General features: G+C 75.0%; 11 protein-coding genes and 1 tRNA gene. 1 reads left to right on the top strand and 11 read right to left on the bottom strand.

Annotated features, from left to right (window positions below; translation table 11 throughout):
- Positions 1–9: 9 nt before the first annotated feature.
- Both MUK52_RS19890 and MUK52_RS19885 read right to left on the bottom strand, forming a co-directional pair.
- Positions 10–210 carry a hypothetical protein gene (locus tag MUK52_RS19890; RefSeq protein ID WP_114057725.1) on the bottom strand — a complete coding sequence of 67 codons (201 nt, stop codon included), beginning with the start codon at positions 208–210 and terminating at the stop codon, positions 10–12.
- A 31-nt stretch (positions 211–241) separates the two neighbouring features.
- Positions 242–1,726 (bottom strand): MFS transporter, encoded by a 1,485-nt coding sequence (locus tag MUK52_RS19885; protein ID WP_284578811.1) that lies wholly within the window; start codon positions 1,724–1,726, stop codon positions 242–244.
- A gap of 190 nt (positions 1,727–1,916) precedes the next feature.
- Between MUK52_RS19885 and MUK52_RS19880 the strand changes: the two genes are divergently transcribed.
- A tRNA-Cys gene (locus MUK52_RS19880) sits at positions 1,917–1,988 on the top strand.
- A 72-nt stretch (positions 1,989–2,060) separates the two neighbouring features.
- On the opposite strand, the gene mycP is transcribed toward MUK52_RS19880, so the two are convergent.
- The 9 genes from mycP to MUK52_RS19835 all read right to left on the bottom strand — a co-directional run bounded on the left by mycP (position 2,061) and on the right by MUK52_RS19835 (position 14,412).
- The gene (gene mycP, locus MUK52_RS19875; protein WP_284578809.1) at positions 2,061–3,221 is read right to left on the bottom strand and encodes a type VII secretion-associated serine protease mycosin; all 1,161 of its coding nucleotides are present in this window, start codon (positions 3,219–3,221) and stop codon (positions 2,061–2,063) included.
- Between the two features lie 20 nt (positions 3,222–3,241).
- Entirely contained in the window at positions 3,242–4,711 is a 1,470-nt protein-coding gene (locus tag MUK52_RS19870; RefSeq protein WP_284578807.1) for a WXG100 family type VII secretion target, read from the bottom strand.
- Positions 4,711–5,181: a DUF2563 family protein gene (locus tag MUK52_RS19865; protein WP_284578805.1), complete on the bottom strand. Its 471-nt coding sequence runs from the start codon at positions 5,179–5,181 to the stop codon at positions 4,711–4,713. The genes MUK52_RS19870 and MUK52_RS19865 overlap by 1 nt, the downstream gene beginning before the upstream one ends.
- A gap of 217 nt (positions 5,182–5,398) precedes the next feature.
- Positions 5,399–7,783 carry a xanthine dehydrogenase family protein molybdopterin-binding subunit gene (locus tag MUK52_RS19860; protein ID WP_472914149.1) on the bottom strand — a complete coding sequence of 795 codons (2,385 nt, stop codon included), beginning with the start codon at positions 7,781–7,783 and terminating at the stop codon, positions 5,399–5,401.
- Positions 7,780–10,155, bottom strand: coding sequence for a (2Fe-2S)-binding protein (locus MUK52_RS19855; RefSeq protein ID WP_284578802.1), 2,376 nt, complete (start codon positions 10,153–10,155; stop codon positions 7,780–7,782). Before MUK52_RS19855 ends, MUK52_RS19860 begins: the two co-directional genes overlap by 4 nt.
- 14 nt (positions 10,156–10,169) lie before the next feature.
- Complete coding sequence (locus tag MUK52_RS19850) at positions 10,170–11,054, bottom strand: FAD binding domain-containing protein (RefSeq protein ID WP_114057729.1); 885 nt, start codon at positions 11,052–11,054, stop codon at positions 10,170–10,172.
- Positions 11,055–11,472: 418 nt separating this feature from the next.
- Positions 11,473–13,122 carry a beta-N-acetylhexosaminidase gene (locus tag MUK52_RS19845; protein ID WP_284578800.1) on the bottom strand — a complete coding sequence of 550 codons (1,650 nt, stop codon included), beginning with the start codon at positions 13,120–13,122 and terminating at the stop codon, positions 11,473–11,475.
- 416 nt (positions 13,123–13,538) lie between these two features.
- Positions 13,539–13,823 (bottom strand): DUF3039 domain-containing protein, encoded by a 285-nt coding sequence (locus MUK52_RS19840; RefSeq protein ID WP_114057731.1) that lies wholly within the window; start codon positions 13,821–13,823, stop codon positions 13,539–13,541.
- Between the two features lie 28 nt (positions 13,824–13,851).
- Positions 13,852–14,412, bottom strand: coding sequence for a YqgE/AlgH family protein (locus MUK52_RS19835; protein ID WP_114057732.1), 561 nt, complete (start codon positions 14,410–14,412; stop codon positions 13,852–13,854).
- Positions 14,413–14,682 lie beyond the last annotated feature (270 nt).

Here is a 14,682-nt window from a genome sequence, read left to right as displayed (position 1 = left end):
GGGGCGCGCTCACTCGCCGAGCCGCTTCAGCAGGGGCGCGTGCCGCTCGGCGAGCCGGGCCGCCGCCTCGCCGACCTGCTGCCGCTCCCGGCGCAGATGCGCCCGTACGGCGGCGAGGGCGTGCTCCTCGGGCGTGGAGGCCGTGGCGTCGGCGAGGTCCGCGAGGTCCGCGTATTCGGCAGCGGAGAGCCGGATGGTCACGTCGTCCATGGGCCGAGGCTAGCGACGGCGGGCCCGCCGGTCAGGCGGTTTTCGCGTCGGGCACGGGCCGCTCGTGCAGCCGGGTGGCGACCCAGGCGCCGACCAGGGCGACCGCCGCCATCGGCAGGAAGACGACCACGAACGCGGCGGGGTGCGAGGCCCCCGCGGCCGCCGCCCCGCCGGCCGCGTGTACGGCCGCGCCGACCGAGCCGCCGCCCAGCGCGGCGAACGCCGCACCGCCGACGGCCAGGAGCACCACGTTCGCGAGGGCGTCGGAGATCTGCAGGGCCGCCGAGTTCGCCCCGGCCTCCTCCGGCGCCGACAGCTTCAGCAGCAGCACGCTCGTCGAGCCGAGGACCAGCCCCATCCCGAGGCAGCCGACGCCCCACGCCAGGGCCAGCGACCACACCGGCACCCACGGCACCAGCACGGCCGGCGCCGCCGCGATAGCGGACGCCACCAGCAGCATGCCGAGCACCATGAGCCGCTCCCGGTACGGCTCGGCCCAGCCGCGGGCCTGCAGCCACGACCCGCCCGCCCAGGTCAGACCGCCCAGCGCCAGCGAGAACCCGGCCAGCGTCGGGCTCAGCCCCCGCTGTGTGACCAGCATCAGCGGAACGAAGCTCTCCGCCGCGATGAACGAACCCGCCGCCAGCCCGCGCAGCAGCACCACCGACGGCAGCCCGCGCCGCGCCCGGTACGTGCCGCGCGGCAGCAGCCCCAGCACGGCCGGCACCAGCAGCGCCGCCCCCGCCGCACCCGGCAGCAGCGACAGCCACCGCAGGTCCTGGGCGGCGTACTGGAGCAGCCCCGCGCCGACCGAGATGGCGAGCGCCAGCCGGATCCGCCGCCGGTCGAACGCCGCGGGCGGTCCCTGCGGGTCGACGGGCCCCGAAGCGCTCCGCCGGATCGCCGGCAGCGCCACGGCGAGAGGGACGACGACCAGCACGGGGATCCCGAGGAACACCCACCGCCAGCCGAGGTGCTCCGTCACCGTCCCGGCGGCGAGCGGGCCCACGATCGACGGGACGACCCAGCTCGCCGCGAACGCCGCCATGATCGCGGGCCGGAGCCGCTCCTCGTAGGCCCGGCTCACCACCACGTACAGGGCGACGATGACGAGCCCGCCGCCGAAGCCCTGCACGGCCCGGCCCAGCACGAACACCCACATCGCGCCCGCCGTCCCGGCCAGCACCAGGCCGGCCGCGAACGCCCCGATGCCGAGCCCGAGCGGGCGCAGCGGGCCCTGCCGGTCGGACCACTGGCCGGCGAGGACCATGCCGAAGAGGCTGGTGGTGAAGTAGGCGGAGAACGCGAACGCGTAGAGCCCGATCCCGTCGAGATCGCGGGCGGCGACCGGCATGGCGGTGCCGACGGCGGTCGCCTCGAAGGCGATGAGGAAGATGACGGACACCATGCCGACGCTGAGCGTCCGGTACGACGACGAGAGGATCCCGCCCTCGGGCGGGGGCGGGACCGGTGCGGTGGACTGCGGCTCCGACAGGCCGGGTTCGAGGGCGCTCATCGCCCCAGCGTAAGCCGCGAAGCGGGGTTTCGCCCCTGTCCGGGCGACGGATCCCGACTCGTCCGGAGGTCCTACGCCGGGGGCGGGGGCGGGGAGCGTGAACGGCGTGTGACAGTCGTATGGCGGCCCGGGCCGGGGCCTTCCGGGGCGTACGGAGCCGCCCGTACGGTCGTCGGTGTCAGCACATCCCGGCCGTGTGCCCGAGTGGTTCAGGGACCCGCCTGCAAAGCGGAATACGCCGGTTCGAATCCGGTCACGGCTTCTCCCGGAGCCCCGGGGCCAGGCGCATCCACGCCGGCCCCGGGGGCCGCTCTACCGCCACACGCGCCCCCGGTCAGCCGTTCCGACGGCGGACGATCACCGCCGTGACCGCACCGCCGACCAGCACACAGGCACCGAGCCCGAGCGCGATCCACGTCATGCCGCTGACGCCGTCGGCCTTCGCCTCGGCTTGCGGAGCGGGGGACTCTGGGGCCTTGGCGGCAGCCGACGGCGCGGGCGAGTTCCTCGCGTCAGCCGCAGCCAGGTCGGGCAGCGGGAACACATCGGCGGGCCCGGGATCCCCGGGCGTCGGCAGAGCCACCTTCGGCCGGACGACGCCATAGCCGATGTAGTCGTTGCGCTCCTTGCCGTCGTCGGCCTTCCCAGCGGTGTTCAAGAGAACACGCAGAACCTGGTTGTTGGTCCATTCCGGGTGCGCCGACCACAGCAGCGCCGCGGAGGCTGAGGCGAGGGCAGTGGCGTGGCTCGTCCCGTGAGCCTTACACAGGGTTGTCCCACCGGCGCATGCGGACACAATGTCGACACCAGGAGCAGTGAGGTCTACCTGCGATCCGTGCTGGGACTCGTCCGTCGCCGCACCGTCGGGGCCCACTGCACCCACTCCCACGATGCCGGGCGTTGCGGCCGGGTACTTGACATCGTTCGTGGTATCTCCATCATTGCCCACTGCCGCGAATATCAACTTTCCCTTGGACAGGGCGTACTTGACGGCGTCGAGCCGGGCAGGGTCATCCTTATCGGGCATCCCCATCGAGATGTTGATGACCTTCGCCTCCGAATCCGCCGCGTAGCGAATGGCCTCCGTCCAGGAAGGAGCCAACGCGTCTTCCTCATGAGGGACACGAATGGGCAGGATCTTGGCCCCGGGAGCAAGGCCGAATGCCCCGCCGCCCTGCCGCTTGCCTGAACCAGCGATGATCGCGGCCATGCTGGTGCCGTGTTTGTTGTAGTCAGTGCGCTCGTCATTGCCGTACGACGTGGCCAAGTCCTTGCCGGGCAGGACTTGGCCCTCAAGCTCGGGGACCCGCTCAACCCCACTGTCAATCACGGCAACGATAACGCCTTTGCCCGTACTGATCTTCCAGATGTCGTCGGCCTTCATGGCGTCGAGATGCCATTGCTGATCGCGAATGGTCTTCGCGTGAGCTGGGGTCGCGGCGACCCCGGCCAGCAGGAGGCCCACCAGGACCGAGGTCGCCTTGCGCATGCGCATCTCGTGCAACGTCCGTTCTGTCAGTCGATCACTCGCGGAACGACACGGTCGTTGCTCCGCCAGGTCTCTTCATCCTCCGCCAGGTAGTCGGGACGCTCTCCGCCCTGGCGCTCGTTGCGGCTGCCCGGGACGTGGGCGCCTGCACCAGCGTGCCCTATCGCCCCACGGGCGGACTCACCGGTTGGGGTATTACGCACCAGGCCGGAGCCGCCGTGCGTAAACGGCTGCCCGGTAGGGGCTGCGCGGCCCACCATGCCGGGCGGAATCGCGCCCCCCTGGCGGGGGCCGCCGATCACTCCTCCCGGCTCCATGGCCAGTCGACGGCCAGCCGCGGTACTTCCGGGAACGCCCGGGTGTGCTCCGCCCGTGCCGGGGTGCATCCCCATGCCAGCGGGCGGACGGGCGCCGGGGTGTGCTCCCTCGGAGCCGACCACGAGTCCGCGGGGAAGGCCCGGAGTGGGCCCCGTCGCGCTGGGCACCTGGCGGCCGCCGATGATGCCCGTGTCACGCGGCATTAGGGGCGGCATGCCGAGCTTGCCGCCGCCGGGAGGACCCGCCACGGGCGGGACCTTGCTGAACGAACCGCCTCCGCCGCCCAGCGTCGGACCGGTACCCGGCGGAAGAGGTGCCACCGGCGGCATCGGACCAACAGGCCCGGGAGCGACCGGCCCAGGACCCGAGGTGGGCGGCATGTTGGTGACCGGCGGCATCGTCTTGTCCGGGAGAACGGCGACGTTATCGAGGTCCACGTTTACGTCGCGGTCCGGCAGGCCGGGGGCTGGGGTAGGTCCAGTCGTCGGCGGCAGGGAAGGATCCGGCACTCGCGGGGTGTAGCTCGAGTCACCCGAGGGGCCTTCACGGTGAGACGACGGGCCGTAGGTGGTGGCGCTCCCACCACCGCCGTACGATCCGACTCCCCCAGGACCTTGGACATACCCGTTACCGCCCGCGTACCCCTGCGGCACGAATTCCCCCGGCATCTTGGGGAACGTCGGAATCGGCTGCTTGGCGATCTGCGTCTTCGACTGCTCATACGACTGGGCGAGCTTCGTCAGGGCATCGATGGCCTTAGCGTGGTCACCCGACAGCTTGGCGTGGGCTTCACGCCCCATCTGCTGCGCGTCCGGGTCGTTGCGGAAATCCTTGGAGACCTCGAGGTTCTTGGCCGCCTGCGCGTCGTACGCCGGAATGTTGTTCCGGACCTCGATCATCGTCCCGGCTGCGTGCTGCATCCACGTTCCGGCGGCCTCGCTGTAGTCGGCCAGAGCTCCGGTCGCATTGCCTGCCTGGCGAGCCCACTGCTCAAAGGCCAGAGCTGCCTTACCTTCCCAACCCGTGACCTTGTGCTTCCTCAGAGCTGTGCCGATCCCGTCAATCACCTTCGCGGCATCGATCAGTTGCGCGCTGCGCGTCTTTACCAGCTCTGGGTTCAGAGTCTTCACCATGGCCAGCAGCTGCTGGTGGGTGTACCCCTCGAAGTTCGTCGCCATCAGACCTTGCCCTTCGGCTTGGTGGGCCCGCCCGTCGGCTCCTGCTGGGCGTCCTGTGCCTTCTTCTCCTTGACCAGCGGGTCCCGCTCCTCGCGGTACGCGTCCTTCGCCTGCTTGGCGATCGCCGCCAAGCGGTACTTGGTCTCCTCGTCCACCGTGGCGAATCCCTTGCCCGCGGTCTGGATCGCAAGGCCCAGCGCCTCGATGTGCCCCGCCAGGCCCTTCGAGAGGTTTTGCAGCTCCTGCTGGACCGTCGTGTACGCGCTGAACAGGTCCACCGCCTCCGCGAAGCCCGTGCCCAGAGTGCCCTCGGGGAGGGTCGTGTGGGCCAGCTTCTTGTCGGATGCCTCCGAGTTGCCGAGCTTCGTCAGCAGGTCGTCGACGACCTTCTTGTAACCGCTGATCGTCTCGTAGTCGACCTCAAGGGCCTTGGCCTGCGCCCTGATGGCCGCCGCTTGGCTCTTCGCCATTTCGGGCCCAAAGACGCTGAACACCGACTCCTCTGCCACGATGGCCTCCCCGTTTACCCGTTCCCCGTGGGAGGGCGGCGTCGCCGCCGCTTCTCCAACCCCGTTCGCTCCTGTGAGTTGCCGTTCGCGCGGGCGTGCCACAGGGCTTACCGATCACTCTAGCGACCGGCAGCGACAGCCCCAACCTCGGGTTGCACGTGCAATGCGGGTCACATGGTCAGGAGTTGGCCGCCGCGACCGCCGCCGACGGGCGGATCGGGAGTCTGTTGACCGGCCGGCCCGTGGCTGCACGGACCGCCGAGGCCACGGCTGCCGGGGTCGTCACCACCGGGACCGCGCTTGCCGCCTTCGCGCCGAACGGTGCGACCACGTCGCGCTCCTCGACCAGCTTGACGATCCGGACCGTCGGCGCGTCCAGCGACGTCGGCAGTGCGTAGCCCGTCAGGTCGGGGTGGCGGACCAGGCCGCCGACGGAGCGGAGGTTCTCCGTGAGGGCCGCGCCGACGCCCTGCGTGACGCCCGCCTCGATACGGGCCTCCAGCTGGCGGGGGTTGAGGACGCAGCCGACGTCCTGCGCGACCGCCAGTTCGACCACCCGCACCGTGCCCAGCTCGATGTCGACGTCCACGACCGCGCGGATCGCACAGAAGGCGAGGCCGACGAACGCGTCGCCCTGCCCGTCGCCGTCCAGCGGCTCCGTGGGGTGCGGGCGGCACTGGGCCGTCGCCCACAGTTCCTTGCCGGCCATCGCCTCCGCGACCGTCGTCGAGAACGCGCCGTCGTACGACGTGATCCGGCCGTCCTTGACCTGGAGGAGCTCCGTGGACATGCCGAGCTTGTGGGCCATCGGCTGGAGCAGCTGGGTGCGGACCATCTTCGCGGCCCGCTCCACCGCGCCGCCCGACACCCACGTGTGGCGCCCGTGCGCGGCGGGGCCGGCCGGCGGCTGGTCGGTGTCGACGGGGGCCGTCGCCACCTCCTCCACGCCGAGGACCTCCTGGACGATCTGCCGGGCCAGGGTCGCGAAGCCCTGGCCGGTGTCGACGGCCGCGCAGATGACGGTCGCCACGCCGTCGACGACCTTCACCGTCGCCGTCGAGACCTCGTCGGTGCCTTCCGCGCCGAGCATGTGCACCATGCCGACGCCGTACCCGACGCCGCGCCGCACCGCACCCGGCTCGCCCGCGCCCTCCGGCCCGCCCGGCAGCAGCCACTCCTCCTCCGGGGTGTCCTTAGGCAGCGGCGGCAGCTCGAAGTCCCGTACGGCGCGCAGCAGTTCCGCGACCGGAGCGGGGCAGGTGACGGTCTGCCCGGTGGGCAGCAGGTCGCCGGTGGCGAGGACGTTGCGCAGCCGCAGTTCGGCGCCGTCCATGCCGAGGGCGGCGGCCAGCTTGTCCATCTGGCCCTCGTACGCGGCGCACACCTGCATGGCGCCTTCGCCGCGGACGTGGCCCGACGGCGGGTTGTTGGTGCGTACGGCCCAGCCTTCGACGAAGGCGTGCGGGACGACGTACGGGCCGCAGGCGAACGCCACGGCCGCGGCGAGCGATTCGGCGGAGGAGTCGGCGTAGGCGCCGGCGTCCATGAGGATCTGCGCCTCGACCTTGACGAGGCGGCCCTCCGCGTCGGCGTGGTGGCGGTAGCGCAGCAGCGTCGGGTGGCGGTGGGTGTGGCCGAGGAAGGATTCCTCGCGGGTCGCGGCGAGTTTGACGGGGCAGCCGGTCCGCAGGGCGAGCAGGCCGAGCGGGAGCTGGAACGCGGCGTCCTCGCGGTCGGCGGTCGCGCCGGGCACGCCGGTGACGACGATGCGGACCCGGTCGGGTTCGAGGCCGAAGCAGGCGGCGGCCAGGTCGCGGTCGAGGTGGGGGTCGGTGGAGGCGGTGTAGATCTCGACGCCGCCGTCGGGGCGGGGCACGGCCAGGCCGGCCTCGGCGCCGATGGGGGCGGGGTCCTGGCGGCCGATGCGGTAGAGGCCTTCGACGACGACCTCGCCGGCGGCCTCCGGGTCGCCGTAGCGGAGCGGGATGTGCCGGATCAGGTTGCCGTCGGGGTGCAGCGGCGGGGCGGCGAACGCCTGCTCGGGGTCGGTGACCGCTTCGAGGAGCTCGTACTCGACGGTGATCGCGGCGGCCGCGAGGCGGGCCGTGTCGGGGTGGTCGGCGGCGACGGCGGCGATGGGCTCGCCGTGGTGGCGTACGACGTCGTGCGCGAAGACGGGCCGGTCGGCGATGCGCCGCCCGTGGGTGGTGGCGCCGGGGACGTCCGCGTGGGTGACGACGGCGCGGACGCCGGGCATCCGCTCAGCGGCGGAGGTGTCGACGGACAGGATGCGGGCGTGAGCGTGCGGGGAGCGCAGCACGGCGGCCCACAGGAGGCCCTCGGCCCACAGGTCGGCGGCGTACGGGAAGGTGCCCTCGGTCTTGGCGCGCGCGTCGGCGGCGGGCACGGATGCGCCGATGCCGCGCGGCACGGCCGGGGCGGCCTGCTCGGCACCCGGGCCGGGTGCGGCTCCGGGGGTGCCGGCGGCGCCGCCTGCCGCGGTGGTCGTGGTGAACGTCACGGTCGTCGTCGACGTCGCCGTGGCCGCGTCCTGCCCGCTCACGCCATGCCTCCGTTGTGGATGCCTCCGCCGTGGACGCCTCCGTCGTGGGCGCCCCCGCCCGGGTGGATGCCGCCTTCGCCCGGCTGGGCCTGGTGCGGGATGTACGGCTCCCCCGGCCCGGCGGCGTACGCCTGCGCCTGCCCCTGCCCCTGGGCCTGCGCCTGCTGCTGTCCCTGCGCCTGCGCGGCGGCCGCCTCGGCCTCCGCCGCCTCACGCTCGGCGACGACCTCGCGGACGGCCTCCAGGACGCCCTTGTAGCCGGAGCAGCGGCACAGGTTCCCGCACAGCGCCTGGCGGGTCTCCAGGTCGCTGGGGGCGTGGTTGCCCTCCAGCAGGTCATGGATGGTCATGGCCATGCCGGGTACGCAGAATCCGCACTGCACCGCACCCGAACGGCACAACGCCTGCTGCACGTCGGAGAGTTCCCCGCCCGCGGCGAGCCCCTCGACGGTGCGGACCTCGCTCCCGGCGGCCGTGGCGGCCGGGACCAGGCAGGACGCGACGAGCCGGCCGTCGACCTGCACGGCGCAGGCCCCGCACTCGCCCTGGGAGCAGCCGTCCTTGGCGCCGGCGAGGCCGAGGCGCTCGCGCAGCACGTACAGCAGGGACTCGCCGATCCAGGCGCCGGTGACGGGCCGGTCGGCGCCGTTGACGCGCAGCACGTACGAGGACAGCGGGTGCTCGTGGTGGGCGACGGCCGGAGGCGTTTCCTCCGCGTACGGGGCCTCCCCGCCCGGGATCCCTTCCCCGGTGTCCGCACCCGGCGGTGCCGCGGCAGGGTCGGCGGTGTCCGCAACCGGCACGGGCGCACTGCCCGCTTCGGCCGCGGGGGCTGCGGCGAACCCGCGGCCGTCGGTGCCGGCCGGATCCGCCGCCGGGTCGGGGGCGGCTCCGGTGAAGGCGTGCCCGTGCGCCGCCGGCCCGGATTCCGCGGCGGCCTGCGGGCCGGGCTCCTGCCCGGGCCCGGCCCCGGTCCCGGTCTCGGCCTCGGCCCCGGTCTCCGCTGCGGCCCGCGCCGCCGGGTCGGGGGCGGTCGGCTGCACCGCGGCGTCGGCGGCAGGCTCCGGCTCCGGCTCGGGGGCAGGGGCGGGCGCGGGCTGCGCCGCGGCCGCCTCGTGGAGGCCGTGGCCGTGGCCGTCAGGTCCGGCGTGCCCGGCGGGAGTGCCCGCGGGGGCGTACTCCGCGGCGGCGTGCTCCCCGGCGTGCGCCTCGCCGTGGCCGTGGCCCCCGTAGGACGCGGGTCCGCCGTGCGGGGCCTGGCGGTCGTGGCCGTCGTACTGCCCGTGCGCGTCGTACTGCCCCGTCCCGTCCTGCTGCGGCGCCTCGCCGTGGCCGTGGCCGTACGGCACGCCGTGCGCGGGCGTCTGGTGGGGCGCCTGGGGCGCGTGCGGGTGGCCCGACAGGTCGGCGGCGTAGGGGTGCGCGTGGCCGCCGTCGTGGCCGTGCGCGTACGCGGCCGTGTGCGGCATGGCGGTGCCGGCCGCCGGGGTGTCGGTGGGGCCGCCCGTCTGCGCCACTCCGTGGCCCGCGCCGTGGCCCGCCCCGTGGGGCTCCCCTTCGGGGAGGGTGCCGACGCCGGGGCCGCCGAGCACGCGCGGGGCGCCGGCGGGGCCGCCGACGCCCGGCCCGCCGAGCCGGCGGCGGCCGCTGCCGGAGCCGGTGCCGTCGGTCCGGTCGTCCGGCAGGACGCCCGAGCTGAGCGGGGCGTCCGCGGGCGCGGCCGCCTCGTGGTGGGGCTGGGCCGCCCAGGGGGCGGAGGCGCCGCCCGGCAGGGTCGCCGGGGCGCCGCGGAAGTCCGCGTCGACCCCGCCGGTGTGGAACTCGCCAGTGTGGAACTCGCCGGTCCCGTCGTGGAGTTCGGGCAGGGTCCACTGGCCGGTCGCCACCGGCTCCGCGGCGCGCACCGCGTCGGGGAAGTGCCACTCCGCGGTCTCGGCCGGGTCCTCGCCCTCCGCGCCGTCCGGCTCCGCCTCGGCGGGGACGTGGCCCGCACCGGGGTCGGTGAACGCCGCGGCGACCGACGCCGGGATCGGGACCGACGCCGGGATCGGCGCACCGACGGGAGCCCCGCCGCGCGCACCGCCGGCGCCCGCGGCGGGGTCCGCGTCGGCCTCCGGCCACTGCACCGGCATCGACCAGGTCCCCGTCGCCGCCGGGTCGGCGGTGCCGGTGCCCAGCGGGACGATCATCGGCGGGGGCACGTAGCCGTGCCCGGGCGCGGCCAGCGGCTCCCCGGAGCCGAGGCCCTCCAGCATGTCCGGGGGCAGGCTCACGAAGGCCGTGGCGTCCGAGTCGTACTCGCCGCCCTGCGGCACCGGCTCCCAGCCCCAGCCGGGCCCGGCCGCGCCCGGGTCGCCCGTCGTTCCGCTCACGTTCTCGTTCCCACTCATGAGGTCAGCGCCCTCCCCAGGGCCCTCCGTGCCAGCACGGCCACCGTCCGCCGCAGGTGAAGTACGCCGGGGGCGACCGGTTCCCCCTGGTCGGGGACGCAGGCGGCGGCGACGTACTCCCCGAAGGCCTCCAGGGCCTCGGGGGCCAGCTGCCGCTCCCCGTCCCAGTCGATCAGCGACGCCACCCACTGCTCGGCGTCCAGCGGCCGCAGCGGCATCGGGGCGACCGCGCCGACCGCGATGCGCACGCCCCGGCGCGCGGGATCCAGTACGAGTCCCACGGACGCCACGGCGCGCCCCGGGCCCGTCCGCCCGGTCGCCTTCAGGAACACCTGCGGGGCGTGCAGCAGCGGCACCCGGACGAAGCCGATCAGCTCGCCGGGCCGCAGCATCTCGCGGCCGGCCAGCAGGTACGAGACCGGGATCTCCCGGCTGCCGCCCGGGCCGACGACGACGAGGGCGGCCTCCAGCGCGGCCAGGACGGGCAGCGTGTCGCCCGTCGGCGCGGCGCCGGCGATGTTGCCGCCGAGGGTGCCGGCGTTGCGGATCTGCGGCGGCCCGGCGGCGCGCGCGGCCGCGGCCAGCGCGGGCATCAGCGCGGCGAAGTCGGGGCGGCCCATGCGGGCGTGGGTGAGGCCGGCGCCGAGGAGGGCGTGGCCGTCCTCCTGGTACTGCCAGCCGCGGATCTCGTTGATCCTGCCGAGGCTCACCAGGCCGGCCGGCCTGAGCAGTCCCGCGTTGACGGCGGCCATGAGGTCGGTGCCCCCGGCGACCGGCACGGCGGCGGGCATGGCGGCGAGAGCCGCCACGGCCTCGTCGAGCGAGGCCGGCAGCATCACGGACTGCGCCGCCTGAGGTGTGTGCGGTGCGTGCGTGGTCAACCCGCTGCCCCTTCCCGATGTCCCGGTCCCGGCGCTCACGCCTGTCCGCCGTACGGTACGTGCTCACCGCCGGGACGTGGCAACTCTGGCACATCATCCGCCCCGCCCGGCGCGAGGGTCGGCCGGGTGCCCCCTCGACCCCGAGCCGCCCGTTTTCCCCCGTATCAACCGATAGGAACGGAAGAGCGGAGGAAGAGCCGAATTCGCCGTCAAGGGAGGTAAGTTCCCGACGGCACCCAAGGTCGTAGGACGCCCCGGAATCCCCTGCGGTTCCCCACACGTCCCGCAGATCACGAGAGTCCCGACGCTCCCGCGACCTCCCGGATCCGCGGCGCCCGGCACGCCGGCCCGGGGCGCCGCGCACACCCCCGGCGCGGGCCGCCCGCTGCACCCCGTACGGCACCCCGGGCCGCCCTCCTCACACGTTCGGGGGTTCCCCGTCGAGCGGCCGCCCCAGCACGCCGGGCCGCCGCTGCCACGGCAACGGGCCGCCGGGCGGCCGGTGTCGGACGCCCATCGCGTCCAACCGCAGCCGGTGCGCGGCCATCCGGGCCTCGAAGCCGGCGTAGTCCCGCTCGGCCGGGCCCGGCAGCGGCGACCACACGGCCTCGGCGAACGCGGCGAGCCGCGGGAACACCTGGTAGTCGACCCGCCCCTGGTCCTCCATCACCTCGGTCCACACGTTGGCCTGCGCCCCGAGGACGCGCGCCGCCGCCTCCCCCGACAGCTCGGCAGGAACCGGCTCGAACCGGTACACGTCCTCCAGGGTCCGCACGTACCCGATCGGCACCGGCTCGTCGGGGCCCGGCGCCTGACGGTGGTCCAGGTACACGTACTGCTCGGGGCACATCACCACGTCGTGGCCGGCGCGGGCGGCGGCGATCCCGCCCGCATAGCCCCGCCACGACGACACCGCGGCGCCCGGGGCGAGTCCGCCCTCCAGGATCTCGTCCCAGCCGATGAGCCGCCGGCCGCGCTCGGCGAGCCAGCGGTCGAAGTGCCGGACGAACCAGGCCTGGAGGCCGTCCTCGCCGTCCACGCCGAGTTCGCGGATCCGCTGCCGGGCGGCCGGGGAGGCCCGCCACTGGCCCTTCGGGCACTCGTCGCCGCCCACGTGGACGAACGGGGACACCTCGGCCGGGAAGAGTTCCAGGACCTCCTCGAACACGCCCTCGTAGAACCGCAGGACGGCCTCGGTGGGCGCGAGCACGTTCTCGCTGACGCCCCAGTCGTCCCACACGCCCAGCACGGCGGTGTCGACGACGTCGGTGTTGCCCAGCTCCGGATACGCGGCGATGGCCGCCTGGGAGTGGCCCGGCAGGTCGATCTCCGGGACGACCGCGACGTGCCGCTCGGCCGCGTACGCGACGATCTCGCGGATGTCGTCCTGCGTGTAGAAGCCGCCGTGCGGGGTCTCGTCCCACAGCGGCGAGGCCCGGTGGCCGCGGCGGCTGCGCGGCCGCCAGGCGCCGACCTCCGTCAGCCGCGGGTGGCGGGCGATCTCGATGCGCCAGCCCTGGTCGTCCGTCAGGTGCAGGTGCAGCACGTTGAGCTTGTGCGCGGCGAGCAGGTCCAGGTGGCGCAGCACGCCGTCCTTCGGCGTGAAGTGCCGGGCCACGTCCAGCATCATCCCGCGCCACGCGAAGCGGGGGCCGTCCTCGACGGTGCCGCGCGGCAGGCTCCACGTGCGGCCGCGGCCGAGGGGCGCGGCGCGGCGGTAGGCGTCCTGGCCGAGCAGCTGCCGCAGCGTCTGCGCGGCCCAGAACAGCCCGGCGGGGGATGCCCCGGCGAGGTCGGCGCCCGCGTCGCCGGCGGTGAGGGCGTACCCCTCGGGGCCGAGGCGGGCGCCGAGGCCGGGGTCGAGGCGCAGCCGGATGCCGGCGCCGCCCGCGTCGGCGGCGTCCGGCGCGGGCAGGTCCCAGCCGGTGGCGGCGCCGAGCTCCCGGCGCAGCCAGCGCGCCGTGCCGGCGGTGCCGGGGCCGGCGTCGAGCCACGGCCGCGGCCCGAGGAGGCAGGGCGGCGCGCCGGGGCGGAAGGAGTGTGTGCGGGGTGCGGGGATCAGGTCCATGCGGCGGCCCTTCGCAGCGGCGCGTTGCGCCCGGCGGGGCAGCCGGCCCCGGGGCGCTCGTAGCGGCCGGCCCTGGTGCGGCGGCCGCGGGAGGTCAGCGGGCCGCGGCCCGCCCGGTACGGATCCCGCGGCGCCGGCGGCCCGCGCAGGGCCGCCCGGGGCCTTCCGCCGTACGGGGCAGCGGACGGGGCCGGCGCACCGCGGCGGCCACCCCGGGCCCCGGGCCGCGGGCCGCACCCTACGGCGAAGGCCCCCGGGTACGCGGAAGCGCACCTCGGGGGCCCCGGGCCCCGCGGGGCGGGGCAGGTCCGGTCCGTACGGCGGGCGCCCGGGGCGGCGCGCCCGCGCGCGGCCGCGCCCCGGGCTCCGGGCCCGTACGCCGCCGCGCGCCGGGAGCCGCCCCGCGCCGGGCCGGCCTACTTGTCCTTGTCGCCCTTGCCCTTGTCGCCGCCGGGGCCCATGGAGTCGTAGATCTCCTTGCACATGGGGCAGACCGGGTACTTCTTCGGGTCGCGGCCCGGAACCCAGACCTTGCCGCAGAGCGCCACGACGGGGGTGCCGTCGAGGGCGCTCGCCATGATCTTGTCCTTCTGGACGTAGTGGGCGAAGCGCTCGTGGTCGCCGTCGCCGTGGGACACCTGCGGCGTCGGCTCTACGAGGGTTCCCGTACCAGTCCCGCGCTCGGGCTCAAGAGTGCTCATGCAGCCAGGGTACCGATCCGTGTCCGGCTCAGTTGAGCGACGGGTCGTCGGCGTACGTGGCGACCATGGCGAGCTCACTGCGCTGCCGCCGCAGCACCGCCCGCCAGAGCCGCTCCGGGTCGGGGAAGGAGACGTCGCCGGGCTCGGAGTCGACCACGTACCAGGCGCCCTCGCCGAGCTCGGCCTCCAGTTGGCCGGGCCCCCAGCCCGAGTACCCGGCGAAGATCCGCAGCGAGCCGAGCGCGGAGGCGAGGAGCTCCGGCGGGGCCTCCAGGTCGACGAGGCCGATCGCCCCGTGCACCCGGCGCCAGCCCAGGGGGCCCTCCTCGCCGGGGATGACGGCGATGCCCAGCGCCGAGTCCAGGCCGACCGGGCCGCCCTGGAAGACGACGCCGGGGTCGCCGGCCAGCTCCGCCCACGGCAGCAGCACGTCGCCGACGCCGACGGGGGTGGGGCGGTTGAGGACGACGCCGAGCGAGCCCTGCTCGTCGTGGTCGAGCAGCAGGACGACCGCGCGGTCGAAGTTCGGATCCGCGAGCGCGGGGGTGGCCACCAGCAGCCGCCCCGTGAGGGAGGACACCTCGGTCATGCCGACATGATCCCGCACATTCGCCCTTCGGGGGGAGCGGGCGCGGGCATCGGATCGCGGGCGGGGGCGGGCGCACGGCAGCAGCGCCGAGCGCGTGTTCCGGTTCCGCCCGGCGCACGGCGGCGCCGCGCCGCACCGACACGACGGAATGCGACACTCCGCCATGGGGCGGACACGGTGGGTGTTGTGGCCAATTCATGACAGTCCCACGGCCGCGTCGGCCTTACGAACAGGCCCCCCGCGCCCCTTACCCTTTTCCCTGGCCCCTGC

It is taken from the genome of Streptomyces sp. 2P-4, from assembly GCF_030167965.1.
GTDB lineage: Bacteria > Actinomycetota > Actinomycetes > Streptomycetales > Streptomycetaceae > Streptomyces > Streptomyces globosus_A.
This window is presented reverse-complemented; position numbering and strand designations above follow the sequence as displayed.